We start from the raw sequence: 25,667 nt of genomic DNA on the forward strand, positions 1-25,667 counted from the left end.
CTCTAGAGAAGGCTCTTGTCAGTCCCATCGGAAGGTCCGTGACACCAGGTAGCCCAGCAGGCCGGCCCACAAGGCCAGGGACAGTGCAGCGGCCCAGGGCACGACGCCCTCCAGCGTGGAGTTCGCCAGCCCGTTGGCCAGCGCAGCACTGGGCAGTAGCCGTACTACGCCCTGCATGCCCTCGGGATACTCCTCGACGGGCGTCATGATCGCGCCGCCGACCAACAGCAGCAGGTACAGGAGGTTGGCGGCGGCCAGCGTCGCCTCAGCGCGCAGTACGCCGGCCATCAGCAGGCCGAGTGAGGCGAAGGCCGCAGTACCGCAGAGAACCATCAGCAGAATCCCGAATACGGCAGCAGCCCCACCAACCGGCTTCCAGCCCAGCGCGAACCCAGCACCGATCAGTACGGCCAGCTGGATCACCTGGATCGCCAGCACCGACCCGATCTTCCCGGCCAGCAGCCCAGTCCGAGAGAGGGGAGAGGCCCCAAGACGCTTGATAACGCCGTACCGACGCTCGAACCCGGTAGCGATAGCCAGCGACGTGAACGAAGAAGACAGCACAGCCAGCGCAAGCACCCGCGGCACCGCAAGATCCACAGCCGGACCATCCCCGAGCGGCAACCGATCACCCAGCCCAGTACCACCCAGCAGCAACAGCAGCCCCAACGGAATCACCAGAGCCAGCAACAACTGCTCCCCGTTCCGCAACAACAACCGAAACTCCATCACCGCATGCGAATAGACCTTGCGGTGCCAAGGAGCACTTTGCGGATGAGGCGCATACGTGGTCATGAGGCCTCCCGGTCTGGACTGAGGAACGGAGGGAGCGAAGCGACCGGAGAGACGAGGGAAGACCGGGAGGTTAGCCTCATGACCCGCCGAGCCGAAGGCGAGGCCAAAAGCACAGTACTCATTTGCTCTCCCGGGCGGTCAGTGCCAGATAGACGTCTTCTAGCGACTTGGCGCCGTGTTCGGTTAGTCCGTCGGGAGTGCCGGAGGCGATTAGCTTGCCGGCTGCGACTACGTGGACCTGGTCGGACAACTGTTCTGCCTCGTCCATCGCGTGGGTGGTCAGGACAACTGTCACGCCGTCGTTGCGGAGGTCCCGGATCAGCTGCCAGATTTCGCGGCGGCCGTGGGGGTCTAGGCCGGTGGTCGGCTCGTCCAGGAAGACGATCTCTGGGCGGCCGATGATCGCCATCGCCAGCGACAGCCGTTGCTTCTGCCCGCCCGAGAGCCGCCGGTACGGCGTACGGCCGCAGGTGCCGAGGTCGAGTCGCTCGATCAGGGCCGGCAGGTCCAGCGGGTGGGCGTGCAGCGAGGCGACGTACCGGAGCATTTCCACCGCGCGGACGCCGGACCAGGCGCCACCCTCCTGCAGCATCACGCCGATGCGCGGCATCAGCTCGTCGTGGTCGGCGATGGGGTCAAGCCCGAGCACCCGGACCTGGCCCGAGTCGGGACGCCGGAAGCCCTCGCAGGTCTCGACCGTGGTGGTCTTGCCGGCACCGTTGGGGCCGAGCACGGACGTGACTGTTCCGCCGGTTACGGTGAGACTGAGCCCGTCGACAGCGGCCTTCTCGCCGTACCGGACGACGAGGTTCTCGATTTCCACCGCGACTGGCACAGCAGCAGCGTAGTAAACGGCCTGGCGTGACGCTGCTCACGGTCACCCCCAGGCGCAGGCGGAGCGGTTAGGGCAGCCTTATTTGAAGGCCCTCCGCATTTAGGTGACACTGATGTTGTGAAAACTCCCGCACAGAGCAGCAGCGTGCCCTCGGGCACCGCTGTGGCGCGGGACGAGTCCACCCGGGACCGGGTCGCCCGCTCGATCCTGACCAACGGGCCGTCCAGCGCCGCGGTGCTGGCCGAACGACTCGAACTGACCCCAGCGGCGGTCCGCCGGCACCTCGACCACCTGCTCGACGAGGGCCTGGTCGAGAGCCGCGAGGAGCGTGTTTACGGCCCCCGTGGCCGTGGCCGTCCCGCCAAGGTCTTCGTGCTGACCGATGCCGGCCGGCACGCCTTCCACCAGGCCTATGACGACCTGGCCGCGACCGCGCTCCGCTTCATCGCGGAGTCCAGTGGCGACGAGGCCGTGGTGGCTTTCGCCCGGCAACGGGTGGCCGAGGTGGAGACGCGGTACCGGGCGCTGCTCGAACTGGCGCCCGAGGGCAAGGAGGCGGAGGTGCTGGCCCAGGCGCTGACCGCGGACGGTTACGCCGCCTCCACGATGCAAGCCGGTGCCGGCGAGCAGTTGTGCCAGCACCACTGCCCGGTCGCGCACGTGGCCGCGCAGTTCCCCCAGCTGTGCGAGGCCGAGACCGAGGTGTTCTCGAGACTCCTCGGCCGGCACGTCCAGCGACTGGCCACCATCGCCCACGGCGACGGTGTCTGTACGACGCACATTCCCGGTGCTCCGGCATCGGTTTCCCCTGTTTCCGACGGCGAATCTGCGAGGAATGCACGATGACGCAAACCGCTCACCCCGAGCTCGAAGGGCTCGGCACGTACAAGTTCGGCTGGTCCGACAGTGACGCTGCCGGCTCGATCGCCAAGCGCGGCCTCAGTGCCGACGTGGTGCAGGGCATCTCGACCCTGAAGAACGAGCCGGAGTGGATGCTGGACCTGCGGATGAAGGGCCTGAAGCTCTTCGACCGCAAGCCGATGCCGTCGTGGGGTGCCGACCTGTCCGGGATCGACTTCGACAACATCAAGTACTTCGTCCGCTCCACCGAGAAGCAGGCGACCAGCTGGGACGAGCTGCCCGAGGACATCAAGAACACCTACGACAAGCTCGGCATCCCCGAGGCGGAGAAGCAGCGCCTGGTGGCCGGCGTCGCCGCGCAGTACGAGTCCGAGGTGGTGTACCACCAGATCCGAGAGGACCTGGAGGCCCAGGGCGTGATCTTCCTGGACACCGACACCGGCCTGCGCGAGCACCCGGAGCTGTTCCAGGAGTACTTCGGCTCCGTCATCCCGGTCGGCGACAACAAGTTCGCCGCGCTGAACACTGCGGTCTGGTCCGGCGGCTCGTTCATCTACGTGCCCAAGGGCGTCAAGGTGGACATCCCGCTGCAGGCCTACTTCCGGATCAACACCGAGAACATGGGCCAGTTCGAGCGGACCCTGATCATCGTCGACGAGGACGCCTACGTGCACTACGTCGAGGGCTGTACGGCGCCGATCTACAAGTCGGACTCGCTGCACTCCGCGGTGGTCGAGATCATCGTGAAGAAGGGCGCCCGCTGCCGCTACACGACGATCCAGAACTGGTCGAACAACGTCTACAACCTGGTCACCAAGCGCGCCACCTGCGAAGAGGGCGCGACGATGGAGTGGATCGACGGCAACATCGGTTCCAAGGTGACGATGAAGTACCCGGCCGTGTACCTGATGGGCGAGCACGCCAAGGGCGAGACCCTGTCGGTCGCGTTCGCCGGTGAGGGCCAGCACCAGGACGCCGGCTCCAAGATGGTGCACAACGCGCCGTACACCTCCAGCTCGATCGTGTCGAAGTCGGTGGCCCGCGGTGGCGGCCGGACGTCGTACCGGGGCCTGGTCGAGGTGGCGCCGGGTGCGCACCACAGCAAGTCCACGGTGCGCTGTGACGCGCTGCTGGTCGACACCATCAGCCGTTCGGACACCTACCCCTACGTCGACGTCCGCGAGGACGACGTGGCGATGGGGCACGAGGCGACCGTGTCCAAGGTCAGCGACGACCAGCTCTTCTACCTGATGAGCCGGGGAATGGCCGAGGACGAGGCGATGGCGATGATCGTCCGCGGCTTCATCGAGCCGATCGCCCGCGAGCTCCCGATGGAGTACGCGCTGGAACTGAACCGACTGATCGAGCTGCAGATGGAAGGGGCCGTCGGCTGATGTCAGCCACCGAAACCCTGGTTGCGACCGGTAACCAGGCGCATTCCCACGGGCCGGGTTCGCCGGTGCCGTTGCAGGCCCGCAGCGAGCGGACCACGTCGTACGACGTGGCCGACTTCCCGGTGCCGAACGGCCGTGAAGAGGAGTGGCGCTTCACCCCGGTCAAGGCCCTCAAGGCGCTGTTCGCCGACGAGGCCGGCACCGAGACCCCGAAGATCGACGCGCACGGCCCCGACGGTGTCGTGATCGAGAGCATCGCGGTGGACGCCGTCAAGGCGCTCACCCCGCAGGACCGGATCGCGGCTGTCGCCTGGACCCATGCGGGTGCCGCGACGGCCGTGCGGATCCCGGTCGAGGCGGAGCTGACCGAGCCGGTGCACGTGAACGTCGCCAGCCTGGGCGGCCGTGGTTACGGTCACCTGGTGATCGAGGCCGGCCGGCACAGCCGCGCGACCGTGATCATCGACCACACCGGCTCCGGCGAGTACGGCGCCAACGTCGAGATCGTCGTCGGCGACGGCGCCGAGCTGCGCGTGGTGTCGATCCAGCAGGGCGACCACGAGTCGGTCCACGTCGGTCAGCACGACGCCGTGATCGGCCGCGACGCCAAGCTGAACCATGTCGCGGTCACCCTCGGCGGCAAGATCGTCCGGCTCTCCACCAACGTCCGGTACGCCGGTCCGGGTGGCGACGCGGAACTGCTCGGCGTGTACTTCGCCGAGTCGGGCCAGCACCACGAGAACCGGCTGTTCGTCGACCACGAGGCGATCAACTGCAAGTCCAACGTGCTCTACAAGGGCGCGCTGGCCGGTGACCACGCCCGCTCGGTGTGGATCGGCGACGTGCTGATCCGGGCCGCGGCCGAGGGCACCAACACCTTCGAGCTGAACCGGAACCTGGTGCTCACCGACGGCGCCCGCGCCGACTCGGTGCCGAACCTGGAGATCGAGACCGGCGAGATCGAGGGCGCCGGGCACGCCTCGGCGACCGGCCGGTTCGACGACGAGCAGCTGTTCTACCTGCAGGCCCGCGGTATCCCCGAGGACGAGGCACGGCGTCTGGTGGTGTCCGGCTTCTTCAACGACATCATCGGCCGGATCGGCGTCGCCGAGGTCACCGAGCACCTGCACGACGTGATCGAGCAGAAGCTCGCCCGGACGGCAGAGCTGAGCGCCGCGGCGGCCCAGGCCTGACGATGAGCGACACGTTCGAACGCGCTTGCGCTGTCGCCGACGTCCCCGACGAAGGCGTCGTCGCCACCGAGGTCGGTGGCGTCGAGGTCGCGGTGGTGAAAAGCGAAGGCCAGTACTTCGCCGTCCGCGACGAGTGCTCGCACGCGCAGATCCAGCTGTCCGAGGGCGACGTCGGCAACTGCGAGATCGAGTGCTGGCTGCACGGCTCCCGGTTCGACCTGCGCACCGGCGAGCCGACCAGCCTGCCGGCGTACGACCCGGTGCCGGTCTATCCGGTCCGGGTGGACGGCGACGATCTGCTGGTCGACGTCAAGAACCCCCTCAACCAGGCTTCCTAGTAAAGACGGAGATAGAAGAAACTCATGGCGACACTCGAGATCCGCGACCTGCACGTGTCGGTCGACACCGAGAACGGCCCGAAGGAGATCCTGCGCGGCGTCGACCTGACCATCGCCGGTGGTCAGACGCACGCGATCATGGGCCCGAACGGTTCCGGCAAGTCCACGCTGGCGTACTCGATCGCCGGCCACCCGAAGTACAACGTCACCAGCGGCACCGTGACGCTGGACGGCGAGGACGTCCTCGACATGGCCGTCGACGAGCGCGCCCGGGCCGGCCTGTTCCTGGCCATGCAGTACCCGGTCGAGGTCCCCGGCGTGTCGGTATCGAACTTCCTGCGCACCGCCAAGACCGCGATCGACGGCGAGGCGCCGAAGCTGCGCACCTGGGTCAAGGACGTCAACAAGGCGCTGTCCGACCTGGACATGGACGCGGACTTCGGTCAGCGCAACGTCAACGAGGGCTTCTCCGGTGGTGAGAAGAAGCGGCACGAGATCGTCCAGCTGGAGCTGCTCGACCCGAAGATCGCGATCCTCGACGAGACCGACTCCGGCCTCGACATCGACGCGCTGAAGATCGTCTCCACCGGCGTCAACCGGTTCGCCGAGAAGGGTGACAAGGGTGTTCTGCTGATCACCCACTACACCCGGATCCTGCGCTACATCAAGCCGGACTTCGTGCACGTGTTCGTCGACGGCAAGGTCGCCGAGGAGGGCGGCCCGGAGCTGGCCGACGAGCTCGAGGCCAACGGCTACGAGCGCTTCCTCAAGACAGGCGCGAAGGCATGACGGACGCCCGGACCTTCAGCAGTCCGCTGGACCTGAACTCGGTCCGGGCGGACTTCCCGATCCTCGCGCGGGAGCTGGCCAACGGCTTCCCGCTGGTCTACCTCGACTCGGCGAACTCCTCGCAGAAGCCGCGGCAGGTGGTCGATGCGCTGCGCGACCACTACCTGCTGCACAACGCCAACGTGGCCCGCGCCATGCACCAGCTCGGCGCGGAGGCGACCGCGGCGTACGAGGGCGGCCGGGACAAGGTCGCGGCCTTCATCGGCGCGCAGAACCGGGACGAGATCGTCTTCACCAAGAACGCCTCCGAGGCGCTCAACCTGGCGGCGCACACGCTCGGCGCGGCGCTGAAGCCGGGGGACGAGGTGGTGATCTCCGAGATGGAGCACCACAGCAACATCGTCCCGTGGCAGCTCGCCTGTGAGCGGACCGGCGCCACGCTGCGCTGGTTCGGCGTCACCGACGAGGGCCGGCTCGACCTGTCGAACATCGACGAGCTGATCACCGAGCGCACCAAGGTCGTCTCGCTGACCTGGGTCTCGAACGCGCTCGGCACGATCAACCCGATCACCGAGATCGCCACCAAGGCCCACGCGGTCGGTGCGACCGTGGTGGTCGACGCTTCGCAGGCGGTGCCGCAGTTCCCGGTCGACGTCTCGACGCTCGGCGCGGACCTGCTCGCCTTCACCGGCCACAAGGCTGTCGGCCCGACCGGGATCGGCGTGCTCTGGGGCCGGTACGAGCTGCTCGCCGAGCTGCCGCCGTTCCTGGGCGGGGGAGAGATGATCGAGGTCGTCCGGATGACCGGCTCGACCTACGCCCCGCCGCCGGCCCGCTTCGAAGCCGGTACGCCGCCGATCGCGCAGGCGGTCGGTCTCGGTGCCGCGCTGGACTATCTGGCAGGCATCGGCATGGACAAGGTCGCGGCGCACGAGCAGGCCATCACGGCGTACGCGCTGGAAGGGCTGCAGACCGTGCCGGGGCTGAAGATCCTCGGCCCGACCGACATCGCCGACCGCGGTGGCGCGATCAGCTTCGAGCTCGACGGCGTCCACCCGCACGACGTGGCGACCGTGCTGGACACCCGCGGAATCGCGGTACGGGCCGGGCATCACTGCGCGCGGCCGGTGCACGAGCGGTTCGGCGTACAGTCCTCGACACGGGCGTCCTTCTACCTCTACACGACACCCGCGGAGATCGACGCGCTGGTCGACGGCCTGGGTTTCGTCCGATCGTTCTTCAAGGTGGCTTGAGGCCTTATGCAGCTGGACTCGCTGTACCAGGAGATCATCCTGGACCACTACCGCAGCCCGCACCACGCGGGACTGGCGGACCCGTACGACGTGGAGGTGCACCACGTGAACCCGTCCTGCGGGGACGAGGTCACTCTCCGCGTCGAGCTCGATGGCGACAAGGTCACGAGCGTGACGCACCACAGCGTCGGCTGCTCGATCAGCCAGGCCGCCACCTCGGTGATGAGTGACCTGGTGATCGGCAAACCGATCGCCGAGGGCATGGCGACGTACGAGAAGTTCCTGGAACTGATGCAGGGCCGGGGGAATGTCGAACCGGACGAAGAGGTTCTGGAAGACGGCGTCGCCTTCGCGGGTGTCGCGCAGTTCCCGGCCCGGGTGAAGTGCGCACTGCTGGGCTGGTCGGCTTGGCGCGATGCCACCGCCCAAGCGCTAGCCAAGAAAGAAGGAGCCAGCAATGTCTGACCAGACCGACGAGAAGATCGAGCTGCCCGAGGTCGACCTCGAGGCCGCCAACAAGCCGGCTGGTACGACGACAGTCGCCGTCGAGGACGTGACCGAGGCGCTCAAGGACGTCGTCGACCCCGAGCTCGGGATCAACGTGGTCGACCTGGGCCTGATCTACGGCGTGACCGTGGACGACAGCAACACCGCGATCATCGACATGACCCTGACGTCCGCGGCCTGCCCGCTGACCGACGTGATCGAGGACCAGACCCGGATGTCCCTGGACGGCCTGGTCAACGACTTCCGGATCAACTGGGTCTGGATGCCGCCGTGGGGCCCCGAGAAGATCACCGACGACGGCCGCGACCAGCTCCGCGCTCTCGGCTTCAACGTCTGATCTCCCGCCGTACTGCGCAAGCCCGGGTCAGGTGGCCCGGGCTTCCGCATGTGCTACGTCTTCCCCCACGCGTCCTACCGCGCCCGCTCCTACGTCGCGACCGCTACGGCCGCTCCCACCCACCCCCGGGTGCGCCGCTCCTACGTCGCGCCTTGGCGACTACCTCACGCCAGCCCTACTCGTCAGTCGGGCTGGTCACCCCACGCGCTCGCGTCGGCCGCTCATACATCCCGCTGCGTCCTATCCTTCTCGGATGGTTGAGGAAGTAGCGCCTCTCAAAGAAGAAGCCCAGACTCCCGTACCGCACGCTTGGCGGGACACCCTCGGTGCGATCGTCGACTCCTTCATCCGAGGTGACGCTCGCATCGGCCAGGACCTCGAGAACGTAGAACCGATCTCCGAGGACAGGTCGAACGCCTGCCGCGACAACATCGCGGCCTATGGACCGGTCACCCTGGTCCAGTTGCCAGAGGCAACCTGGAACACCTCGGTCGCGATGTGGCAAGGCGACCACTGGGACTGCCTCGTCGACCTCTGGACCACCGAGGAAGACCGCAGCGACCTGATCCTGCACGTCGACGTCACCGAAGACCCCGCCACAGCCTTCCGATTCCATCCTTACCTTGTCTACGTCCCTTAGCTAACTGCCGCGACGCAGGAGCGGCGCACCGGGTGGGTGGGAGCGACCGTAGCGGTTGCGACGTAGGAGCGTGCGCGCTAGGGCGCGTGGGTGCTCGGGTGAGTTAGCGTCGGGGGGTGACTCGGATTGTTTCGGTGGCTCCTGGGCGGCTTGAGCGGTGGTTGGGTGGGTTTGTGGAGCGGCATGGGGAGACGTCGTTCGAGGTCACGGGGGAGAGGGTGATTGCTCGGGCCGACGACGGGTCTCGGGCTGAGATCGAGGTGCCGTTCGGGCCGTTGGTGGAGCTCAGTCCGGAGGGGCTTGTTGCTCATGTGATGGCTGAGCGGCGGTTGGGGCTTCTGCTGGTACGCCGGGGTGGCTATGGCGCGGGTGTCTTCGAGGGTGACAAGCTGGTGAGTTCGAAGGTTGGGTCGCGGCACGTGCAGGGGACTACCAAAGCTGGTGGCTGGTCGCAGCAGCGGTTTGCGCGGCGGCGGGACAATCAGGCTCGGGAGGCGTTCGCGGCGGCCACCGAGGTCGCAGTACGGATCCTGGCGCCGGCCAAGCTCGACGTACTCGTCTGCGGGGGAGACCGCAAGGCGATCGACACCGTTCTCGAAGACCCGCGACTCAAGGCGCTCCGACCGCTGGTCCGGCCACCCTTTCTCGGCGTGGCCGATCCCAAGCAGAAGGTGCTGGAGCAGGCCGGGATCGACGCTCGTGCGGTCCGCATCGAGCTCACCGACCCACCTGCGTCAGGCTGACGGGCCGTACAGGGCGCGGAAGTCGTCGAGGGTTCCGCGGTAGTGCTCCAGGTCGTCGATCAGCTTCGAGCGGTACACCAGCTCCGGGCTCTGCGCGACGGCCCGCTTGCCCATCTCGGACCAGATTGCTTCGGCCGGCACCACCTCCGCGCCCTCCGGCAGGAACTTCAGCGCTTCACCGACCGCCTCCGCGGCGAACTCCCAGTTGAGCTCGACCGTCGTCCGGTCCTGGTCCGGGCCGCCGGTGTAAGCCATGTCGGCCGTCAGTGCGCGGCGCCCGTACATCGCGGCCACCAGTGCCCACTGGGCCGCGTCGACCAACTCGGAGACGCCGAGGCCGAAGCGGGCGCCGATCTTCCGGGCCGCGTCCTCCGAGACGTACGGGACGGTGATCTCGCCCGCGGTCGTGGTCACCGTCCAGGCGTCCGCGCCCTCGACCACGTTCGGGCCGGGCACGATCGGCGCCGGCTCGGTGGCCGGCAAGTTGTCATCGGCAACGGTCGTCACGCTCACGTAGACCTGCACCTCGGCGAGGGTCCTTGCGGTCAGCATCGGTTAATTCGCTCCTGTTTCTCGGACGAGTTCGTGGTACGTGTCACGGACCACCAGCAGACGGTCAAGCCGGAACCTACCCGGCTCGGCCTCGAAAACACCGCGGCCCTGCGGTGTCCAGAACTCGTCCGCCGGTACTGCGTCCTGTCCCGGGGGAATGAACTTGATGACTTCCTCCACCGCCGCCCGGGCGATGGAAAGCGCCGGCCCGGCCTCGACGGGATCCACCGGCACGTTGCCGGCGACCTGGTCGGCCACCGCCAGCCATTGTCCGGCATCGAGCAGTTCCGACGGCTCGATGCCGCCGAAGGTCGGCCAGGAACCGGCCGGAGTCTCCGTCGCCGGAAGTCCGAACAGGTACTCGCGTTCAGCCCCGCAACCAGGACAGACCGCGGCGTAGCTGATCGTCAGCTCGCCGTCGATCTCCACCAGGGCGTGTTCCCAAGGAGCCTCGGTGGAACCGCAGTCCGGGCAGGGCTGCAGCTCGAGGTAGAGGAGTGCCTCGTCCCTCGTACGCGCGACCGCGAACGCCATACCGTCCCTCTCGTCGTTTCGGACCATCATGCCCGTCGCTGTGTCACTGACCGGCCAGGGACGGGCCGTGGCCACCGTGCCCGCCGTGGCCGCCGGCGCTGATCGCCCGGCCGGCCGCGGCGCCACCGGCCGGTTGCCGCGCGGCTTGCCCTGGCTTCGCGGCCAACTGCTGAGCAGCCGTCGAGTAGTCCAGGCCCTTGAGAATCGAGATCGGGATGCCCTTGTCCGCGAGCTCCTTGGCCACCCGGGCGTTGAACGACTCCGACCGCGGGGTGTTGTTGTACACCTCGCGCAGATCGACGAGGCCCTCCGACATCAGCGCGATGTTGGGGTGCAGCTTGCCGAACGCCTCCGCGTAGCCGCTGCCGTCGCCGACCTCGGTCAGCGTCCCGTCGCTGAGAGCCTGGTACGTCCGCTCCGTCCCGTTGCCCTCCTTCATCGCCAGGACGACTGTGCGATCCTCGGCGATCGCCTTTCGCATGGCCGTCACGAGCGGCTGGTAGGGGTGGTACGCAACGTTGCCGTCAGCATCTTTTGCGTACTCCGTCGCGTGCTCGACCTTGCCCAGCTTGCGCGGCGCAGGCTCCAGCAGCGGGTCGGCCGTCGGCCCGGACTCGAGTTGCCGCAGTCCGTCGAGGTAGGAGTGCTGCAGCATCTTCAGGTAGAAGACGGCCTGGGCCTGCTCGGGCAGTACCTCGGAGTTCTTCACCTTCGGCAGGCCTGAGCCGTTGTCGGACACTTCGTGCACCGTCACGGTGTAGACCATCGGCGCCACCACCGTGGCGAGCTTTCCCTCGTGGAAGCGGCTCGTCTCCAGCCGGGTGGCGCGCGAGTCGGAGGTCTGCTCCTTGACCTGCTCGGTCACCGAGGCGCCGGCGTTGACCAGCCCCCCGCCGGCGCCGCCGCTGCCGGTCACCGGGAGATGGTTCGAGGTCGTGGTGATGCCACTGCTTTCCTGGCTACGCCAGACCTGGCCGCTCTGGCCACCTGCCAGCGGGGTGCCCTGCAGTTTCCAGCCCACCGGCCTGGCCTTCACCACGACGACGAACTTGGTGTTGCTGTTGCCCCGGCCGGGCATCGGCGTGAGTTCGAGGCCGCGATCGCTGGTGAGCTCCTTGAGCGACGCCCGCAGAGCGGTCGGCGAGAGCTCGCTTTCCAGCTTGACGTCGTTCACCAGCATCGCCGCCTCGCCCATGCCCTTGTGGGCGACCAGATGGGCCCTGATCTGCTGGTGCAGCTGGTCAGCTGCCGGTTGGCCTTCGCCGTACGGGAGCACTTCCTCGGCCGTGGCGTCCTCGGGGACCCGGAGGGTTCGATGATCGGGCACGATCACCGGCTCCTCCGGTACCGCGAGCGTCTGCGCCCCCTGCTCCGCACCCTTGGCCGCGGCCGGCTTGAGCAGTGGGCGCGGCACCGTCAGGGTGAAGTGGGCCCGGATCACCTCGGGAGTGGCATGGATGGTCCGCTCGGCAGGCAAGGTCCGGTTGAGTCGCCAGCGGATCCCGGCTGTCGTTGAGGCGCCGGCGCCGCTGACCCGCGACACCTGGACTTCGAAGAGGCCGTCCCGCTCGACCTCGGACTGCTCCATATGGCCTGTCCGGTCCAGGTGGGCGTTCAAGGTCTCCTGCTTGGCGCTGACTGTGCGGCCACGGCCGGTGCCGACACCGCCGGAACCGGACGTGTCGCCCGAGCCTTTCAGCTCCAGGCCGGCGGCGTGGTCCGTGCTGTGCGCGAGCGATTCGCCCTTCCCCTTGAACTTGTACTTCTGCTTGAGCCCGATCGCGTCGACCTTGGGGACGTTCGTCGTACCATCTTCGTTGGTGATCTGGGTCGTCCCGTCGACCTGGATCGGACCGTCGTACCGGGCTTTGATCCGGACGAGGATCAGGTCGGGCTGAGGCTGGCCGGGGACCGGTACTTCGATGTCGGCGACGTAGCCGCGGACGCCGAACATCTCGCCGATGTGCCCCTGCCAGGCGTCGTTGCCGAGATCCTTGCTCAGCGAGTCGGCCAGCAACGGGTTGGCGGCCAGCAGGCCGGGCGCGATCTCCTCCACCTGGCGCATGGTCGGGGTGAGCAGGTCCAGCTTCCCGCCTGGCCGCCCTGCCGGGCTGACGTCCTCCAGTTGCGCCGAGGCGAGCCCGGTGTCGTACTGCGGCGGCATCTCCATGTCGATGGGCTGGTTCACGACCTGCTCGACGCCGGCGAGCACCTCCTCGAGTTGCTCGTTGGCGGCCACTGCCTCCGGCTCCGTCGAGTTGCTGTGCTCGACGAGCCGCTGGGTCAGCCGTTCGTCGGTGTGCTCGGCCGCCAGGCCGGTGGTGACGCCGGCCTTCTCCTGCTTGTACCGGCGGACGAAGGCGGCAGCGTCCCGCGGGCTGATCTCCAGCTTGCCGGACAGGTACCGCTCGGCCGCGTCGGTGACGACCTCGAGCGGCAGGTCCAGTTCCCGCCGTCCGTACATCCGCAGGGTTCGCCGCTCGGGCGTCGTGACCTGCACCTTGGCGTCCTGCAACGGGACGCTCTGCACAACGTTGCCCTGGGCATCGACGATGTCGGCGACCATCTTGTACCGGTCGAGGAACTGGTGGTGGGTGCCGATGTTGACCAGCAGGTCCTCTTCACCCGTGGTCTGGCTGGTGGTGGTGGACTGCGACGTACCACCGGTCCGCCCGCCGTTGACGCCGCCGGAGACCGCCGAGCCGTCGGCCTGGGTCAGGCCGGCACCGAGGTCGCCGCCGATCCCGCCCGAGGCCGACCGGCCGGAAGTGAAACTGCTGTCCCTCATGGTGAGGTTGATGTCACCGGAGTTCTCCTGGGTGACGGCGACGAACCTCCGGTCGATCGCCTCGCCGCGGACCACCACGGTGAGTCCCTGCGGCAGCACCCGGCCCTGCTGGATCGCCTCGACCGGACTGCCGGGCGGTGGGACGATCGACAGCGGCAACCGGTACTCGCCGTTCATCCACTCCTTGTGGGCGACCATGCTGTCCGGCCCGAGCATCGCGTGCAGATCGAGATAGGTGTTCGAGCCGAGCTCGATCGCGTCGACCGCCGAGGTGATCCGGTCGACCGGGTTGCCGGGGTCGACATGGACCGGGATCGACTGCTTCACCGCGACCGCGCTCGGTGGCTTGCGCGGGCCGGAGTGGTCGACCGCGGCGGCCCGGGCCAACGCGCTGTCGACCAGGATCCGGGCACTGCCCGGCTCGTTCGCGATCGGGGCGGAGTCACCGTTCGGCGTGACCTCGGTGACGACGACCCGGTGCCCGGCGCGCAGCTTGTCCACCGGACCGGTGCTCTCGGTCAGCGAGACCCGGTTGACCCGGCGGCCGGCCGACCAGCCGAAGCTGCGGCCGATCGCGTTCCGGCTGAGCTTGACGCCGATCCGGCCGGCCCAGCCGCGGATGCCTTCGGCCGGCCCGTCGCTGAGGCCCGCTCCGGCCGACAGCGGAACACCCTTCGACCGGCCACCCGACCTGCTGCTGGCGTCGGACGCGATGCCGAGCCGCACCACGTTGTCCGTCGTACTGGTGCCCTCGCCGTGCACGTCGCCGAAGTCCTGCCGGACAGCGATCCGGAACGTCCGGTACCGCGTCGTCTTCCCGGAGGCCTGATCGACCAGCACCATCGGGATGCCGCTCTGGGCGGCCTGGTTGTAGCCGGCTTCCAGTCGTTCGGCCGCGATGTGCTGGACGACCCGGTCGTAGTTGATGAACTGTCCGGCGCGCAGTACCCGGTCGTCCGGCAGGTTCGCGAAGTCGGGCCGGAGGTGCTCGTCGAGCGGCGGCACCAGACCCTTGGCGCTGAGATCGATCAGGGTGCGTTCCAGCGCGGCGCGGTCGCCGGTGAAGTTCTGCACGAGGGCCTGACCGGCGCCGCGCATCTGCTCTTCGCCAGGCCCGATCGTGGGTGGCAGGGTCTGTTCTTCGGTCGGCGGTTCGGGGTCGCCACGCAGCAGGAGCCGGTCGTACTGGTCCAGCCGCGGCGAGCCGTCCGGGTTTCGCAGTACGGCGTTCGCGTCGACCCGTCCACCGGCCCGGAGCAGGTCGTTCTCCGGCACCCGGAGCCGGGCGTCGCAGAAGTCCGTCACGACCACGGGCTCGGCCGTGGGGTCGTTGAGCTTGCGCAGGGTGGCCCGGACCCGGAAGCCGACCACCACGCCTTGGGTCGGACCCTGGTTGCGGTGCACCACAGGGGTGATCGAAGTCGCACTGACGTTCAGACCGCCCTGCCGCGAGACGTTGCGGCCGGCCGAGGCGTTCGGCGAGACGTCCATCGTCGTCGTGCCGACGTCGCTGAACGCGGTGGGGCTCGGCAGATAACCCGGGACCGGGGTGGTGTCCTTCGGGTTACCGGGGTAGGCCAGGCCGACCGAGCCGGACAGCGAGGAGCCGAAGCTCTGGCTCGCGCTCGTGCCGGCGAAGTCGACCTGGACCTCTTCCTGCCACAGGTCCGGGCTGGATTCGCCGCTGAGCTTCGCAGTACTCCAGATCGGCTCCATCTCGAGCTGGACGTGGTACTCGGAATCACCGGCGCTGACGATCTGGCGTCCGTACCCGCCCGGCTTACTGGTCTGCCGCAGCAGCCGTTTCACGTCCTGGGTGAGGAGGCCGTTGATCTGGCCGTAGGCAACCTTGTCGATCGCGCCGAAGCGTTCCCGGCCGGCCTTGACGAGGCGGTCCCGGACCGACGACAGGCCGTCGATGTTGGTGACGGTGTGCCGGGGGAAAGCCGGGTCGATCTCGTTCGGCCGGCCGAGCTCGGCCAGCGTGACGGTCTTCTCGGCGGGCTTCACGGTGTAGGCAGCCGACACCCAGGTCAGCCGCTCACCCGCGTCGAAGGTCGTGACCGGCGACCACGGGTCCGTCGCGGACGCGCGGACCTGCACCTCCCAGCGGTCTTTCGAGCGGACCTGCAGCGACTCGCCCCGGTCGTCGTCGACCGCGCCCTGCTTGTCGTGCGTGCTGGAGCCACTGGACTGGCTCAGTGACGAGCCGGACGACACGTCTGCGCGGACCCCGACGACCTGCGACAGTGCGTGCATAGTGCTTCCAGGGGGCGCCATTGCCATCAGCGGCTGGGCGTTCACCCCGAAGCTGAAGTTCGTGCCGTGCGCGGCCGTGGTATTGATGCTCTGGCCGCCGTCGCCGATCGTGCCCGACATCTGCTCGGCGAGTTCGTAGTCGCGATCGACCTCCTCGCGGACGTCGGTGGCCACCAGCCTGAGCAGGACCTGGGGCATCTGGGTGACGTCGGAGTCCGGACCGCCGCCGACGGTGAACTCCATCCCGCCGGGGGACCGCACTTCCCGGTGCGCCGCGTCCGGCAGTGGCAGCGGCCCATCAGTTCCGCCGAGCCGTGCGGAGATGCCGTGCGCGGCGAGCACCTGGTCGATCTCGGCGACCGGAGCCTCGAGCGGCTGGCCGGCCGGCACCCCGGTGTGCAACACGTCTTTGACCGGCAGGGCCTGCTCGTCAGCGACCTGGTAGGCGTCGACCTTCGCGGCAGCGTCACGGGCAAGGGCGGCGATCGCGGTCTGCGGACGGTCCGGATCCGCGATGACGGCGTCGATCTCGGTCAAGAGGTTCTGATAGCTGGTGAGGGCCTCGCCCGCGGCGGTGGCCGCCTGCCGGTAGCCCTCGGCGATCTCGGCGTGGCGAAGAGCCTTCCGGGCGGCGCCGTCGGCTTCCTTATCCAGCACCCGCGCGCGTTCGGGCGCGTTCTTGTCGTTGAGGAGCAGTTCCGCGGCGGCCTTCGAGGAAAGCTTCCCGGCTTCCTCGATCGCCGCGCCGCTGCTCGTCACCTTCGCGGTAGCCAGCTTCTCCTGCTCCTGGAGCTCAGCCTCCAGACCGGCCAGCGTCTCGACGACCTGCGCACGCAACGCAGGCGGCGTGTACGGCGCCAGCTCAACCGCCTCGGCGCGTACGGCGATGGCCGCGGCCGTCCCGGCGGCCCTGGCTCCGGGGACGTGAACGGCGTCAGCAGCCCAGGGGAGGGCCGGCGCAATACCGCCCTTCCTGCGGATCGAGGTCGCCAGCGCCTCGATGTCGCGTTCCAGGTCGGCGACGCTCTTCGGCCCGGTCGGCCGCCCGTACGCAGCCGTCTGCGCCCGCGCGCGATGCCACGAACTGGTGAGGAACTGGTACGACGCGTAGTCCGCGTTCAGACTCCGGTCGCGCTTCTCGTGGCCGAGCAGTGCCCGCAGCTTGCCCTTGAGTCCGGTCGGCTGCCCGGCGTTGGCCGCGTTGAGCTCGTGAGTGAGCTGGCTCAGTTGGTGAACCCACACCTGGGCCAGTTGGTCGTCGGACAGTCGCGGCGACATCCGCACGACATGGGGATCATGTTCGGTGCCGGATCGCAGTAGCCCTTCGGCCGCAGTACCGCGGCTGGTCGGAAGGATCTCCACTCGCACGTGTTGCGGCGCCTGGCTGACGGCCGTGTCGAGCACGGCCAGCTGGGCCTGCGCGTTGATCGTCGGCCTGCTGTTGATCATGCCGCCGAGTTCGGCGCGACCGAGGCGCTGCAGGGCCTTGAGAGCGGTGGCCTCCTCCAGGTCCGGATCGAGGGCCGGCCGGCCGCCGATTCCGGTGACGAGTCCGGAGCCGCGCACCTGCGGTGTCTGGGTCCGCGCGTTCGTCGCTCGCCGGTGCCTGGCGCCGACCTGGGATCGATGCCGCCCGGTCCGTGGCTGCGGCGCGCCGATCGGCAGCGCAGTACCGGCCGGTGCGGTCGCGGCCTGGGACTGAACGTTCAGGAGATACGCGTCGCGGCGAATCTGGCGGGTGGCCGAGACCAGTTGGCCAAGTGAGGCCGACCGAGTCTCGTCGGGCATTGCCGCCAGCCGCGCAGCCGCGACCTCCGACCGCCGGGCCGCGTTCTCGAGGACACCTCGCAAGGTCGCTTCGGCCTCGGTACGCCGAGCCTGCTGGAGACCCGGGACGTGCAGCAGCCGGTCCAGTGCGGCGGTCGCCCCTTCGGACGGGTCCAGGCCACGGTTCCGAGCGATATCAGCACCGACCAGGGCAACCGCCTCGGCGAGCAGCCGGTCGTCGCTCGCCTGGTCCGCCGCACGGCGGGTGAGCCGCTCGTCGAGCGAGTCGAGGACCTCGGCGGGCAGGGCCTCTCGGGCGTCCAGGCGGAAGCTGCCGTCCCGCAGCCGGACGCCGGTCGGCGCGGCGACGCCGAGGGCGATGCCTAGAGCCTCCCGCGCACGCGCCACAGCCTGGTCGCCGCCCTGCGCTGGAGTGCTCATCCGGTGGTCTCCTTCGGCCGGTCGGACGCGGTCACCTTCGATCTTGACGCCTTAGGGGAGCAAGATGCCAAGAATGTGTCGGCAAAGTAACTTCTTGACCACTCCGCGGCAACCATCGAAAGATCACGATCCGTGTTCGACGCTGCGGGGCCGAAAGTTGCTGACCGCAAACGTAACTGGGTGGTAACCCGGCGAGAACCCGGCGCGGTGAGGCTGGCTGGTACCTGATCTGTCTGCCGCCTCGGAGGTTTCGTCATGCCAGCTGGCCCATTCGCGACCGGCTCCGGCCGGCTGCCGGAGTACGTGGCTGTCCGTACCGACTCCTCCGGCCGGTCGATCTCCTTGGCGGACTATCCGCCACAGCGGCGGGCCGTGCTGCTGACGGGTGCGCAGGGGATGGGCAAGAGCGTTGAGCTGACCAGGGCCGAGCTGACCGCCCGGCAGGCGGGAGCGATCGTCGTACGGGTCGATGCATCGCCGCGGGAGGCGCTGGAGGACAGGTTCGCTCGCGCGGTCACCCAGGACCTTGGCAGCTTGCGCAAGGTGCATGGCTTCCGGGCGGTCCGCAAGCTCAACAAGCTGCTCAAGACGCTGTCGACCGGTTCGAAGCTGTCTCACTCTGGTGGTGAGGTCCGGGTAGGGATGCCGCCGTTGACGATGTCGGCCAATCACGGAGTGGAGGACACGGCTGGTGCTCCTACCGGCCAGCTGACGCAGCTGGCCGACACCCTCAACGAGCTAGGCCACAAGAAGGGGCGGGCCGTCGTACTGATGGTCGACAACATCGACGTCGCGTCCGACCGGGACCTGTCTGCGCTGAACGAGCTGGCGGCTCACCTGGAGCGCACTGGTCAGCCGGCGCACCTGGTCACGGCAGGTGGGCAGAAGGCGGTCGGACGGCTGCTGGCGGCCTCGCAGAAGACCACTGGTGTCGAGTCCGCGATCGCGCAGCTCTACGACATCCGGGAGTGCCGGCCGCTGGGAGACGACGAAGCCCTGGCCGCGCTGCGGTCGCCGCTGGCCAAGCTGCGGATCCCTGCTGAGGCTGCAGCCGTGACCGAGCTGGTCGAGGCAGCCAACGGCAGCCCTCAGCGGCTGCAGGCTTTGGCCGCCACGGCCACCGCGATGGCGGTCAGCCAGCCACTAGGGCTAGACAGTCGGGTTGCCAAGGCTGCCGTCGAGCAGGTGACCAGCCAGTCGAGGCCGCTCTACGAGGCCCTGTGGAACAACTCCAGCGACGGCGAGAAGGACCTGCTGGCCCGTACTGCGGTCCGCGGTGCCCGTGGGCTGGCGATGCCCTCCGTCACCCAGCAGGCCGGACCAGAACAGTGGGCTGCGGTGGACAGCTCGCGACAGTCGTTGAAGAGCAGGGGAATTCTTCGCCAAGGGGAGGAATCCGGGCGGCTGAGGTTCGCGGATCCTGGCATGCTCAGGTGGGTGCAGACTCATGTCGGTCAGTCCGCGGCGCATCTCGGCGTCGCCATGCCCACCGTCGCGCTGGGTGCCGGCTCGAACGGCGCCCGGCCCGCCGCCGTCCGGCGTACGGCGGGACCGGGGCAGGCGGTGACCCGGTGACAGTGCTCACACCCTCGAGCTGGACAGTGGCGGAGGCGCGGAGTCTTGCTGCCCAGTTCCGCCAGGTGGCGACCGACGGCGAGGCCTACGACGGCATCGAGCTGTTCACCGCGCTGTGCGACTACCTGGACCAGCTGTATGGCGGTGCCGGGTTCGACCGGCTGCTGCCCGAGCCCGAGCTGTCCGAGCTGAGTGGACTCGTCCAGCGCACACTGGGGAAGGCCCGGACGGGGTCGGTGCTGCTCGACGACGACGGCGTACCGGTGGATCTGGACGCCTCGGACGCCGATCCGGTCTACGACACGCTGGTGCGGCTGGACCAGCCGGTGAACGCGGCGGTCACGCTGGCGCAGGGCCGCCGGCTCGCTGCCGAGCTGGCCGCCGAGGGGGACTGGCGGAGCGAGCTCGGACGCGCGCTCCAGGGGCTTTACACCTATCTAGACCACTTGTACGGCGGACCGGGTGCCTTCACCGAATTGCTCACACCCGACGAGCGTGACCAAGTGGCGAACCGGGCACCGAAGCGGTAACGGCCTGACTTTTCGGTCCAGTTGGTCCCCGCCGACCATTACGGTAGGCGCGTGAGTTTCTCGTCTTCGACACGTCCCTCGGCCTCCGGCGCGCGCAGTTCGGGCAAGGCGCCGGCCAGTGGCTCGAACCGACTTCCCACCAGCCGTGAGCGCCGGCCCGCCCTGGCCGCGCTGGCGGTGATCCTGATCCTGCTCGGTGCCGCCGGGTCCGCCCTGATCGCCTTGCGCAGCGGCGATCGCCAGGACTACATCGCGGTCCGCGCGGGCGAGAGCATCGGTCCGGGGCAGAAGATCACCGAGGATCTCGTGGCCAGGGGTGACCTGGCGGGCAAGACCGATGGCCTGATCCCGTTTTCCGAGTGGAACAAGGTGAAGGGCAAGTTCGCGACCGGTTGGCTGTACGAAGGTCAGTACCTCAGCAAGGCCAGCGTCACCGACGAGCAGATCCCCGCTGGTGGCGCCCTGGTCGGCGTCAGCCTCGAAGCGGGCCGGGCGCCATCGTCAGGCACCGAGGGCGGCGACATCGTCCAGGTGGTCCAGGTGCCTGCCTCCAACCAGGCTGGTGGCGTGCCCACGGTCCTGGTCGACGCGGCTGAGGTGATCAGCGTCTCCGGCGCCATCACCGACGCGAAGACGAAGGCGAACACCACGCTGAACGTCACGATCCTGGTGCCGACCGCGAAGTCCACCGCCGTCGCTGCCGCGGCCGCGGCCAAGACGCTGGTGCTGGTGAAGCTGCCGGCCAACACCAAGCCCGAGGTCACCCAGACCGCTGGAGCCCGTTGATGGCACTGGTCGCATTGGCGAGCGCGAAGGGCTCGCCCGGGGTGACGACCACCGGCCTGGTGCTCGGTGCGCTCTGGCCGCGGCAGGTGCTGCTGGCCGAGTGTGACCCGGCGGGCAGCGACGTGGCGATCCGGATGACCGCGCCCGGTGGTCACCCGCTGAACTCCGACCGCGGGCTGGTCAGCCTGGCCGCGGCCGGCCGCAAGGGCCTGGACGACGACGTGATCATGGCGCACAGCCAGCAGCTCGACGGCGGCCTGGACGTCATGGTCGGCGTCCGTGCGCCCGAGCAGATCGGTGGGATGGGCGGGCTCTGGGAGCCGCTCGGCATCACCTTCAACCAGATGTTCAGCTCCGACGTGATCGCCGACTGCGGCCGGATCGGCCCGGCCTCACCGCAGCTGCCGGTGGTCCAGGCCGCGCGCCTGGTCGTCCTGGTCTGTACTGCGACCGGTTCGTCCGTCGCCCACCTGCGCGAGCGGCTCGCGTCGCTCGTGCACCACGTCGACGCGAAGCTCGGCGTGATCGTCGTCGCCGACCCGAAGCGCCGCGACGGGGTGAAGCAGGTCTGGTCCGTCCTGGACGCCATGTCCGTGCAGGTGCAGCACCGTTGGCACCTGGCCTACGACCCGGCCGGCGCCGCGTTCTTCGACGGCCGCGGCCAGGGCCGCCTGGACCGTACGCCGCTGATCCGCACGGCCAGCGACATCGCCGCCGAGATGGCGGCGGTCGTCTCGATGCCGACCCAACACGACTTCGACATGGCCCAGGCTGCCTTCCCGCCGGACGGCAACTGGGAGGGCCGATGAGCACTGACCAGGACCTGGTCCGCAAGCTCCGGGTGCAGGTCGCCGAGCGGCTGAACGAGCAGCGCCGGCGCGACCAGGCGAACGGCGTACCGCCGATGAGCGCCGAGGACGAGCGGGAGTACGCACGCTCGCTGATCGTCCAGGTGCTCGAGGACCACGCCCGGTACGAACTGGCCGAGGGCCGGACGCCCCCCACGCCGGAGGACGACGCGCAGATCGCCGGCGCGATCCACTCGGCGCTGTTCGGCGTCGGCCGGCTGCAGCCGCTGATCGACGACCCCGAGGTCGAGAACATCGACATCAACGGCTGCGACCAGGTCTTCGTCCAGTACGGCGACGGCCGCGAGGAGCGTCCCGGTCCGGTCGCCGACAACGACGAGGAACTGGTCGAGCTGATCCAGGTGCTCGCCGCGCACGCGGGCCTGACCAGCCGTCCGTTCGACTCGGCCAACCCGCAGCTGGACCTCCGGCTGCCGGACGGTTCGCGACTGTCCGCGGTGATGGGCGTCACCGCCCGGCCCGCGGTGTCGATCCGGCGGGCCCGGCTCGGCCGGGTGTTCCTCCAGGATTTGGTTGCCAACGGCACCATGTCCGCCGATATCGCGTCCTTCCTCCGGGCGGCTGTCGCGGCCCGCAAGAACGTGATGATCGCGGGCGCGACGAACTCCGGCAAGACCACGTTGCTGCGCGCGCTGGCCAACGAGATCCCGCCGCACGAGCGGCTGATCACGGTCGAGCGCTCGCTGGAACTGGGGCTGGGCGAGTTCAAGGACCTGCACCCGAACGTGGTCGCGTTCGAGGAGCGGCTGCCGAACTCCGAAGGCGTCGGCGAGGTCAGCATGGCCGACCTGGTCCGCCGCTCGCTGCGGATGAACCCGTCCCGGGTCATCGTCGGTGAGGTGCTCGGCGACGAGATCGTGACGATGCTGAACGCGATGAGCCAGGGCAACGACGGCTCGCTGTCGACGATCCACTCGAACAGCTCGATGGAGGTGTTCAACCGGATCAGCACCTACGCGATCCAGGCGTCGGAGCGGCTGCCGATGGAAGCCACCCAGATGCTGATCTCAGGCGCGCTCGACTTCGTCGTGTTCGTCCGCAAGCAGAACGACTACCAGCACGGCGGGACGCTGACCCGTTACATCGAGAGCATCCGCGAGGTGACCGGCTGGGACGGCCGGGTGCTGTCCGGTGAGGTGTTCGCTCCCGGCGCTGACGGCCGGGCCGCGGCGCACGCGCCGATCGCCTGCATGGAGGAGCTCGAGTTCCACGGGTACCAGCCGCTCGTGCACGGTCGGTGGGCCTGATGAACAACGAAACCCTGCTGGCCCTGCTCTGCGGTGCGGTGGTCGGCGGCGCGATCCTGCTGCTGATCGTCGCCATCCGCGGCACGGAGCCGCGCGAGTCGACCCCGTCGCTGTTCCAGCGTGGCGGCAGCGTCGAGGGCCGCAAGCAACTGGTCCGCCTCGGCACCGGACTGGGGGTCGGTCTGCTCGTCCTGGTCGTCACCCGCTGGCTCGTCCTGGCGGCGGCTCTCGGACTGCTGGCCGCCCTCGCTGACCGCTTCTTCGGCGGTACCGGCGAGGAGCGGCGCGCGATCGAGCGGCTGGAGGCGCTGGCCACCTGGACCGAGGCGCTGCGCGACACGATCGCCGGCGCGGTCGGGCTGGAACAGGCGATCCCGGCCACCGCGGTCAACGCGGCGCCCGCGATCAAGCCCGGCCTGAACCTGCTGGTCGACCGGCTCCGGATCCGGGAACCGTTGCCCTCGGCACTGATGCGGTTCGCCGACGACCTGAACGACCCCTCGGCCGACCTGATCGTCGCCGCGCTGGTGCTCAACGCCCGGCTCCGCGGCCCGGGTCTGCGCGAAGTACTGACCGCACTGGCCGACTCGGCCCGCGAAGAGCTCGACGTACGCCGCAAGGTCGCGGCCGAGCGCCGGTCCACCCGGCGCAGCGTCCAAGTCGTCGTGGCGATCACCTTGCTGGTGGCGGCCGCGCTGATCCTGTTCAACCCGGCCTACGTCGCGCCGTACACGAGTTTCATCGGGCAGTTCGTGCTGTTCATCGTGATCGCCCTGTACGCCGTCGGGCTGGTCTGGCTGCGCAAGCTGGCCAAGATCGAAGTACCGGAACGGTTCCTGATCCGCAGTGACGACAAGCGGGCGCATCGCAGCGGTGACGACCGGATGGAGGTGGTGGGCGGATGACCGCGGCATTCCTCACGGGTGGACTGGTCGGCTTCGGGGTCTACCTGCTGGTCCGGTTGCTGATCCGGCCGCGCGCGAACGTGTTGTCCACGATCGCGCGGATCGATGCGGGCCGGTCGGGGTACGTCAGCGCGGCCACCGCGAGCGCGGCGGGCGAGCGGGTGCTCGGCAGTGTCGACCGCGCCCGCGAGACGCTGGGTCAGCGGCTGGAGGCCGAGGCGAACGCCCGCGGCTGGTCGTTCGGGCGGTTGCGCCGCGACCTCGCGGTGATGAACCAGCCGTTCGCGGCGATGCTGGCCACCAAGGTGTTCTTCGCGCTGGGTGCGCTGATCTTCATCCCGGTCGTGCTGTTCCTGTTCGGGCAGCTGGGCTTCAGCCCGCCGGGGGCGACGCCGGCCATCGTCACGCTGGGCGCGATGGCGTTCGCGTTCTTCCTGCCCGACCTGGCCCTGCGCCAGGAGGCCGAGGCGCGGCGACGCGACTTCCGGCACGTGGTCGGCAGCTTCCTCGACCTGGTCGCGATGAACCTGGCCGGTGGCCGTGGTCTGCCGGAGGCGCTGATGACGGCGTCCACGATCGGCGACCACTGGGCGATGGCCCGGATCCGGCAGGCGCTGGCCAACGCGCGGCTGATCGGTATCACCCCGTGGGACGCGATGGCGCGGCTCGGCGAGGACCTCGGCGTCGAGGAGCTGCGTGACCTCGCCTCGGCGCTGGCGCTGGCCGGTGACGAGGGCGCGAAGATCCGCGCCTCGCTGCTGGCGCGCGCGGCGTCGCTGCGGCGCAAGGAGCTTGCGGACGTCGAAGGCAAGGCGGGGGAGCGGTCGCAGTCGATGCTCGTCGCGCAATTGGTGATGTGTGCGGCGTTCATGCTGTTTCTCGGTTACCCTGCGGGCGCCGCGATTCTGGGCAGCTAGGACCGGCAACTGTGGGGCACAGGGATCCGTCAGGCGTTCCTGTCCGTCGTACCAGGCATACTGAGCCTCGAATCGGGCTCACGATCGAAGTAACGAGTTTCGGAGGGCAAACCGGATGAACGTGGAAACGCAGTTCGTGCGCGCGATGGTCGGCTACGCGCTGGCGCGGGCCCACACCCAACGGACCCGCGCTGCGGCCGGCCAGACGCGCCGCACCCGCAGCGAGCTCGGTGCGTCGGCGCTGGAGTGGGCCATCATCTCGGCGATCCTGGTCGCCGCGGCGCTGGCCATCGGGCTGGTGGTCCGGAACGTGATCGACAAGCGCACCGGCGAGATCCAGAACGGCTGACGCGTTGTCGCGGTCACGTCATCGACTTCGACGGCTGCGGCCGCGGCCTCGGCGGGACCGGTCGGAGCGGGGTGCCTCCTCGCTCGAGCTGGCCATCCTCGCGCCCTCGATCCTGGCGCTGATCTTCGTCTCGATCCAGACCGCGCTGTGGCTGTACGGCCGGTCGGTCGCTCTGAACGCTGCCCAGGAAGGGGTCTCGCGGTTGAGGCTCGTCCAGCCACCGCTGTACACCAGTGCGATCGGGGACAAGGTCCGCGCCGACATCGAGGCGTACGCGCAGCAGGTCGGCGGTAACACCCTCGGCGACGCCAAGGTGGACCCGCCCAGCTACAACAACCCCGAAGGCATGGTCTCGTTCACGGTCACCGGCGAAACCATCTCGCTGGTCCCCGGCCTCACCCTGACCGTCAGCCGCACGGCCACCGGACCAATCGAACAGTTTGAAGCCGACAAGTGAGTGAGG

Annotated in this window: 24 protein-coding genes; 19 read left to right on the forward strand and 5 right to left on the reverse strand. The window is 69.0% G+C overall.

What is annotated here, in order from left to right; genetic code table 11:
* Positions 1–18: 18 nt before the first annotated feature.
* On the reverse strand, positions 19–795 hold the full coding sequence (locus tag AB0F51_RS03605) for an ABC transporter permease (RefSeq protein ID WP_360273435.1): 777 nt from the start codon (positions 793–795) through the stop codon (positions 19–21).
* A 118-nt stretch (positions 796–913) separates the two neighbouring features.
* Positions 914–1,630, reverse strand: coding sequence for an ABC transporter ATP-binding protein (locus AB0F51_RS03610; protein ID WP_360273438.1), 717 nt, complete (start codon positions 1,628–1,630; stop codon positions 914–916).
* Between the two features lie 144 nt (positions 1,631–1,774).
* On the opposite strand from AB0F51_RS03610, the gene AB0F51_RS03615 reads away from it, so the two are divergent.
* The 10 genes from AB0F51_RS03615 to AB0F51_RS03660 all read left to right on the forward strand — a co-directional run bounded on the left by AB0F51_RS03615 (position 1,775) and on the right by AB0F51_RS03660 (position 9,685).
* Complete coding sequence (locus tag AB0F51_RS03615; RefSeq protein WP_360274566.1) at positions 1,775–2,476, forward strand: metalloregulator ArsR/SmtB family transcription factor; 702 nt, start codon at positions 1,775–1,777, stop codon at positions 2,474–2,476.
* Positions 2,473–3,885, forward strand: coding sequence for a Fe-S cluster assembly protein SufB (gene sufB, locus AB0F51_RS03620; RefSeq protein WP_360273441.1), 1,413 nt, complete (start codon positions 2,473–2,475; stop codon positions 3,883–3,885). Before AB0F51_RS03615 ends, sufB begins: the two co-directional genes overlap by 4 nt.
* Positions 3,885–5,078 (forward strand): Fe-S cluster assembly protein SufD, encoded by a 1,194-nt coding sequence (sufD, locus tag AB0F51_RS03625; protein ID WP_360273444.1) that lies wholly within the window; start codon positions 3,885–3,887, stop codon positions 5,076–5,078. The genes sufB and sufD overlap by 1 nt, the downstream gene beginning before the upstream one ends.
* 2 nt (positions 5,079–5,080) lie before the next feature.
* On the forward strand, positions 5,081–5,416 hold the full coding sequence (locus AB0F51_RS03630; protein ID WP_360273447.1) for a non-heme iron oxygenase ferredoxin subunit: 336 nt from the start codon (positions 5,081–5,083) through the stop codon (positions 5,414–5,416).
* A gap of 24 nt (positions 5,417–5,440) precedes the next feature.
* Positions 5,441–6,205: a Fe-S cluster assembly ATPase SufC gene (gene sufC / locus AB0F51_RS03635; protein ID WP_360273450.1), complete on the forward strand. Its 765-nt coding sequence runs from the start codon at positions 5,441–5,443 to the stop codon at positions 6,203–6,205.
* On the forward strand, positions 6,202–7,458 hold the full coding sequence (locus AB0F51_RS03640; protein WP_360273452.1) for a cysteine desulfurase: 1,257 nt from the start codon (positions 6,202–6,204) through the stop codon (positions 7,456–7,458). Before sufC ends, AB0F51_RS03640 begins: the two co-directional genes overlap by 4 nt.
* Positions 7,459–7,464: 6 nt before the next feature.
* Positions 7,465–7,923: a Fe-S cluster assembly sulfur transfer protein SufU gene (gene sufU / locus AB0F51_RS03645; protein WP_360273454.1), complete on the forward strand. Its 459-nt coding sequence runs from the start codon at positions 7,465–7,467 to the stop codon at positions 7,921–7,923.
* A complete protein-coding gene (locus AB0F51_RS03650) occupies positions 7,916–8,302 on the forward strand; it encodes a metal-sulfur cluster assembly factor (protein ID WP_360273456.1) in 387 nt (128 codons plus the stop codon). The genes sufU and AB0F51_RS03650 overlap by 8 nt, the downstream gene beginning before the upstream one ends.
* A gap of 253 nt (positions 8,303–8,555) precedes the next feature.
* On the forward strand, positions 8,556–8,942 hold the full coding sequence (locus AB0F51_RS03655; protein WP_360273458.1) for a hypothetical protein: 387 nt from the start codon (positions 8,556–8,558) through the stop codon (positions 8,940–8,942).
* A gap of 116 nt (positions 8,943–9,058) precedes the next feature.
* Positions 9,059–9,685: an acVLRF1 family peptidyl-tRNA hydrolase gene (locus AB0F51_RS03660; protein WP_360273461.1), complete on the forward strand. Its 627-nt coding sequence runs from the start codon at positions 9,059–9,061 to the stop codon at positions 9,683–9,685.
* Here AB0F51_RS03660 and AB0F51_RS03665 read toward each other — a convergent pair.
* Genes AB0F51_RS03665 through AB0F51_RS03675 form a run of 3 tightly spaced genes read right to left on the reverse strand, consistent with a single transcriptional unit; the run spans position 9,677 to position 18,026 of the window.
* Positions 9,677–10,237 (reverse strand): hypothetical protein, encoded by a 561-nt coding sequence (locus AB0F51_RS03665; protein WP_360273464.1) that lies wholly within the window; start codon positions 10,235–10,237, stop codon positions 9,677–9,679. The two genes, AB0F51_RS03660 and AB0F51_RS03665, sit on opposite strands and share 9 nt — an antisense overlap.
* A 3-nt stretch (positions 10,238–10,240) precedes the next feature.
* Positions 10,241–10,801: a hypothetical protein gene (locus tag AB0F51_RS03670; protein WP_360273466.1), complete on the reverse strand. Its 561-nt coding sequence runs from the start codon at positions 10,799–10,801 to the stop codon at positions 10,241–10,243.
* A 13-nt stretch (positions 10,802–10,814) separates the two neighbouring features.
* Positions 10,815–18,026, reverse strand: a complete 7,212-nt coding sequence (locus AB0F51_RS03675; RefSeq protein ID WP_360273469.1) for a hypothetical protein — start codon at positions 18,024–18,026, stop codon at positions 10,815–10,817.
* A 255-nt stretch (positions 18,027–18,281) separates the two neighbouring features.
* On the opposite strand from AB0F51_RS03675, the gene AB0F51_RS03680 reads away from it, so the two are divergent.
* The 9 genes from AB0F51_RS03680 (at position 18,282) to AB0F51_RS03720 (ending at position 25,661) form a co-directional block, all read left to right on the forward strand.
* Complete coding sequence (locus AB0F51_RS03680; RefSeq protein ID WP_360273472.1) at positions 18,282–19,601, forward strand: AAA family ATPase; 1,320 nt, start codon at positions 18,282–18,284, stop codon at positions 19,599–19,601.
* On the forward strand, positions 19,598–20,131 hold the full coding sequence (locus tag AB0F51_RS03685; RefSeq protein ID WP_360273475.1) for a hypothetical protein: 534 nt from the start codon (positions 19,598–19,600) through the stop codon (positions 20,129–20,131). The genes AB0F51_RS03680 and AB0F51_RS03685 overlap by 4 nt, the downstream gene beginning before the upstream one ends.
* Positions 20,132–20,182: 51 nt before the next feature.
* Entirely contained in the window at positions 20,183–20,917 is a 735-nt protein-coding gene (locus AB0F51_RS03690) for a hypothetical protein (RefSeq protein ID WP_360273477.1), read from the forward strand.
* On the forward strand, positions 20,917–21,726 hold the full coding sequence (locus AB0F51_RS03695; RefSeq protein ID WP_360273480.1) for a hypothetical protein: 810 nt from the start codon (positions 20,917–20,919) through the stop codon (positions 21,724–21,726). Before AB0F51_RS03690 ends, AB0F51_RS03695 begins: the two co-directional genes overlap by 1 nt.
* Positions 21,723–23,033, forward strand: a complete 1,311-nt coding sequence (locus AB0F51_RS03700) for an ATPase, T2SS/T4P/T4SS family (RefSeq protein WP_360273483.1) — start codon at positions 21,723–21,725, stop codon at positions 23,031–23,033. The genes AB0F51_RS03695 and AB0F51_RS03700 overlap by 4 nt, the downstream gene beginning before the upstream one ends.
* The gene (locus AB0F51_RS03705) at positions 23,033–23,938 is read left to right on the forward strand and encodes a type II secretion system F family protein (RefSeq protein WP_360273486.1); all 906 of its coding nucleotides are present in this window, start codon (positions 23,033–23,035) and stop codon (positions 23,936–23,938) included. The genes AB0F51_RS03700 and AB0F51_RS03705 overlap by 1 nt, the downstream gene beginning before the upstream one ends.
* Positions 23,935–24,855: a type II secretion system F family protein gene (locus AB0F51_RS03710; protein WP_360273488.1), complete on the forward strand. Its 921-nt coding sequence runs from the start codon at positions 23,935–23,937 to the stop codon at positions 24,853–24,855. Before AB0F51_RS03705 ends, AB0F51_RS03710 begins: the two co-directional genes overlap by 4 nt.
* 115 nt (positions 24,856–24,970) lie before the next feature.
* Complete coding sequence (locus tag AB0F51_RS03715; RefSeq protein ID WP_360273491.1) at positions 24,971–25,204, forward strand: hypothetical protein; 234 nt, start codon at positions 24,971–24,973, stop codon at positions 25,202–25,204.
* Between the two features lie 4 nt (positions 25,205–25,208).
* Complete coding sequence (locus tag AB0F51_RS03720) at positions 25,209–25,661, forward strand: TadE family protein (RefSeq protein ID WP_360273494.1); 453 nt, start codon at positions 25,209–25,211, stop codon at positions 25,659–25,661.
* The last annotated feature ends 6 nt before the right edge of the window (positions 25,662–25,667 follow it).

The sequence above is a fragment of the Kribbella sp. NPDC023855 genome, from assembly GCF_040639475.1.
Taxonomy (GTDB): domain Bacteria; phylum Actinomycetota; class Actinomycetes; order Propionibacteriales; family Kribbellaceae; genus Kribbella.

Bases quoted from the DNA above. Each gene is read 5' to 3' on its own strand.
- AB0F51_RS03605 (WP_360273435.1), bottom strand. From the start codon at position 795: ATGACCACGTATGCGCCTCATCCGCAAAGTGCTCCTTGGCACCGCAAG.
- sufB (WP_360273441.1), top strand. From the start codon at position 2,473: ATGACGCAAACCGCTCACCCCGAGCTCGAAGGGCTCGGCACGTACAAG.
- sufD (WP_360273444.1), top strand. From the start codon at position 3,885: ATGTCAGCCACCGAAACCCTGGTTGCGACCGGTAACCAGGCGCATTCC.
- AB0F51_RS03630 (WP_360273447.1), top strand. From the start codon at position 5,081: ATGAGCGACACGTTCGAACGCGCTTGCGCTGTCGCCGACGTCCCCGAC.
- sufC (WP_360273450.1), top strand. From the start codon at position 5,441: ATGGCGACACTCGAGATCCGCGACCTGCACGTGTCGGTCGACACCGAG.
- AB0F51_RS03640 (WP_360273452.1), top strand. From the start codon at position 6,202: ATGACGGACGCCCGGACCTTCAGCAGTCCGCTGGACCTGAACTCGGTC.
- sufU (WP_360273454.1), top strand. From the start codon at position 7,465: ATGCAGCTGGACTCGCTGTACCAGGAGATCATCCTGGACCACTACCGC.
- AB0F51_RS03650 (WP_360273456.1), top strand. From the start codon at position 7,916: ATGTCTGACCAGACCGACGAGAAGATCGAGCTGCCCGAGGTCGACCTC.
- AB0F51_RS03655 (WP_360273458.1), top strand. From the start codon at position 8,556: ATGGTTGAGGAAGTAGCGCCTCTCAAAGAAGAAGCCCAGACTCCCGTA.
- AB0F51_RS03665 (WP_360273464.1), bottom strand. From the start codon at position 10,237: ATGCTGACCGCAAGGACCCTCGCCGAGGTGCAGGTCTACGTGAGCGTG.
- AB0F51_RS03670 (WP_360273466.1), bottom strand. From the start codon at position 10,801: ATGATGGTCCGAAACGACGAGAGGGACGGTATGGCGTTCGCGGTCGCG.
- AB0F51_RS03675 (WP_360273469.1), bottom strand. From the start codon at position 18,026: ATGAGCACTCCAGCGCAGGGCGGCGACCAGGCTGTGGCGCGTGCGCGG.
- AB0F51_RS03680 (WP_360273472.1), top strand. From the start codon at position 18,282: ATGCCAGCTGGCCCATTCGCGACCGGCTCCGGCCGGCTGCCGGAGTAC.
- AB0F51_RS03695 (WP_360273480.1), top strand. From the start codon at position 20,917: ATGGCACTGGTCGCATTGGCGAGCGCGAAGGGCTCGCCCGGGGTGACG.
- AB0F51_RS03700 (WP_360273483.1), top strand. From the start codon at position 21,723: ATGAGCACTGACCAGGACCTGGTCCGCAAGCTCCGGGTGCAGGTCGCC.
- AB0F51_RS03705 (WP_360273486.1), top strand. From the start codon at position 23,033: ATGAACAACGAAACCCTGCTGGCCCTGCTCTGCGGTGCGGTGGTCGGC.
- AB0F51_RS03710 (WP_360273488.1), top strand. From the start codon at position 23,935: ATGACCGCGGCATTCCTCACGGGTGGACTGGTCGGCTTCGGGGTCTAC.
- AB0F51_RS03715 (WP_360273491.1), top strand. From the start codon at position 24,971: ATGAACGTGGAAACGCAGTTCGTGCGCGCGATGGTCGGCTACGCGCTG.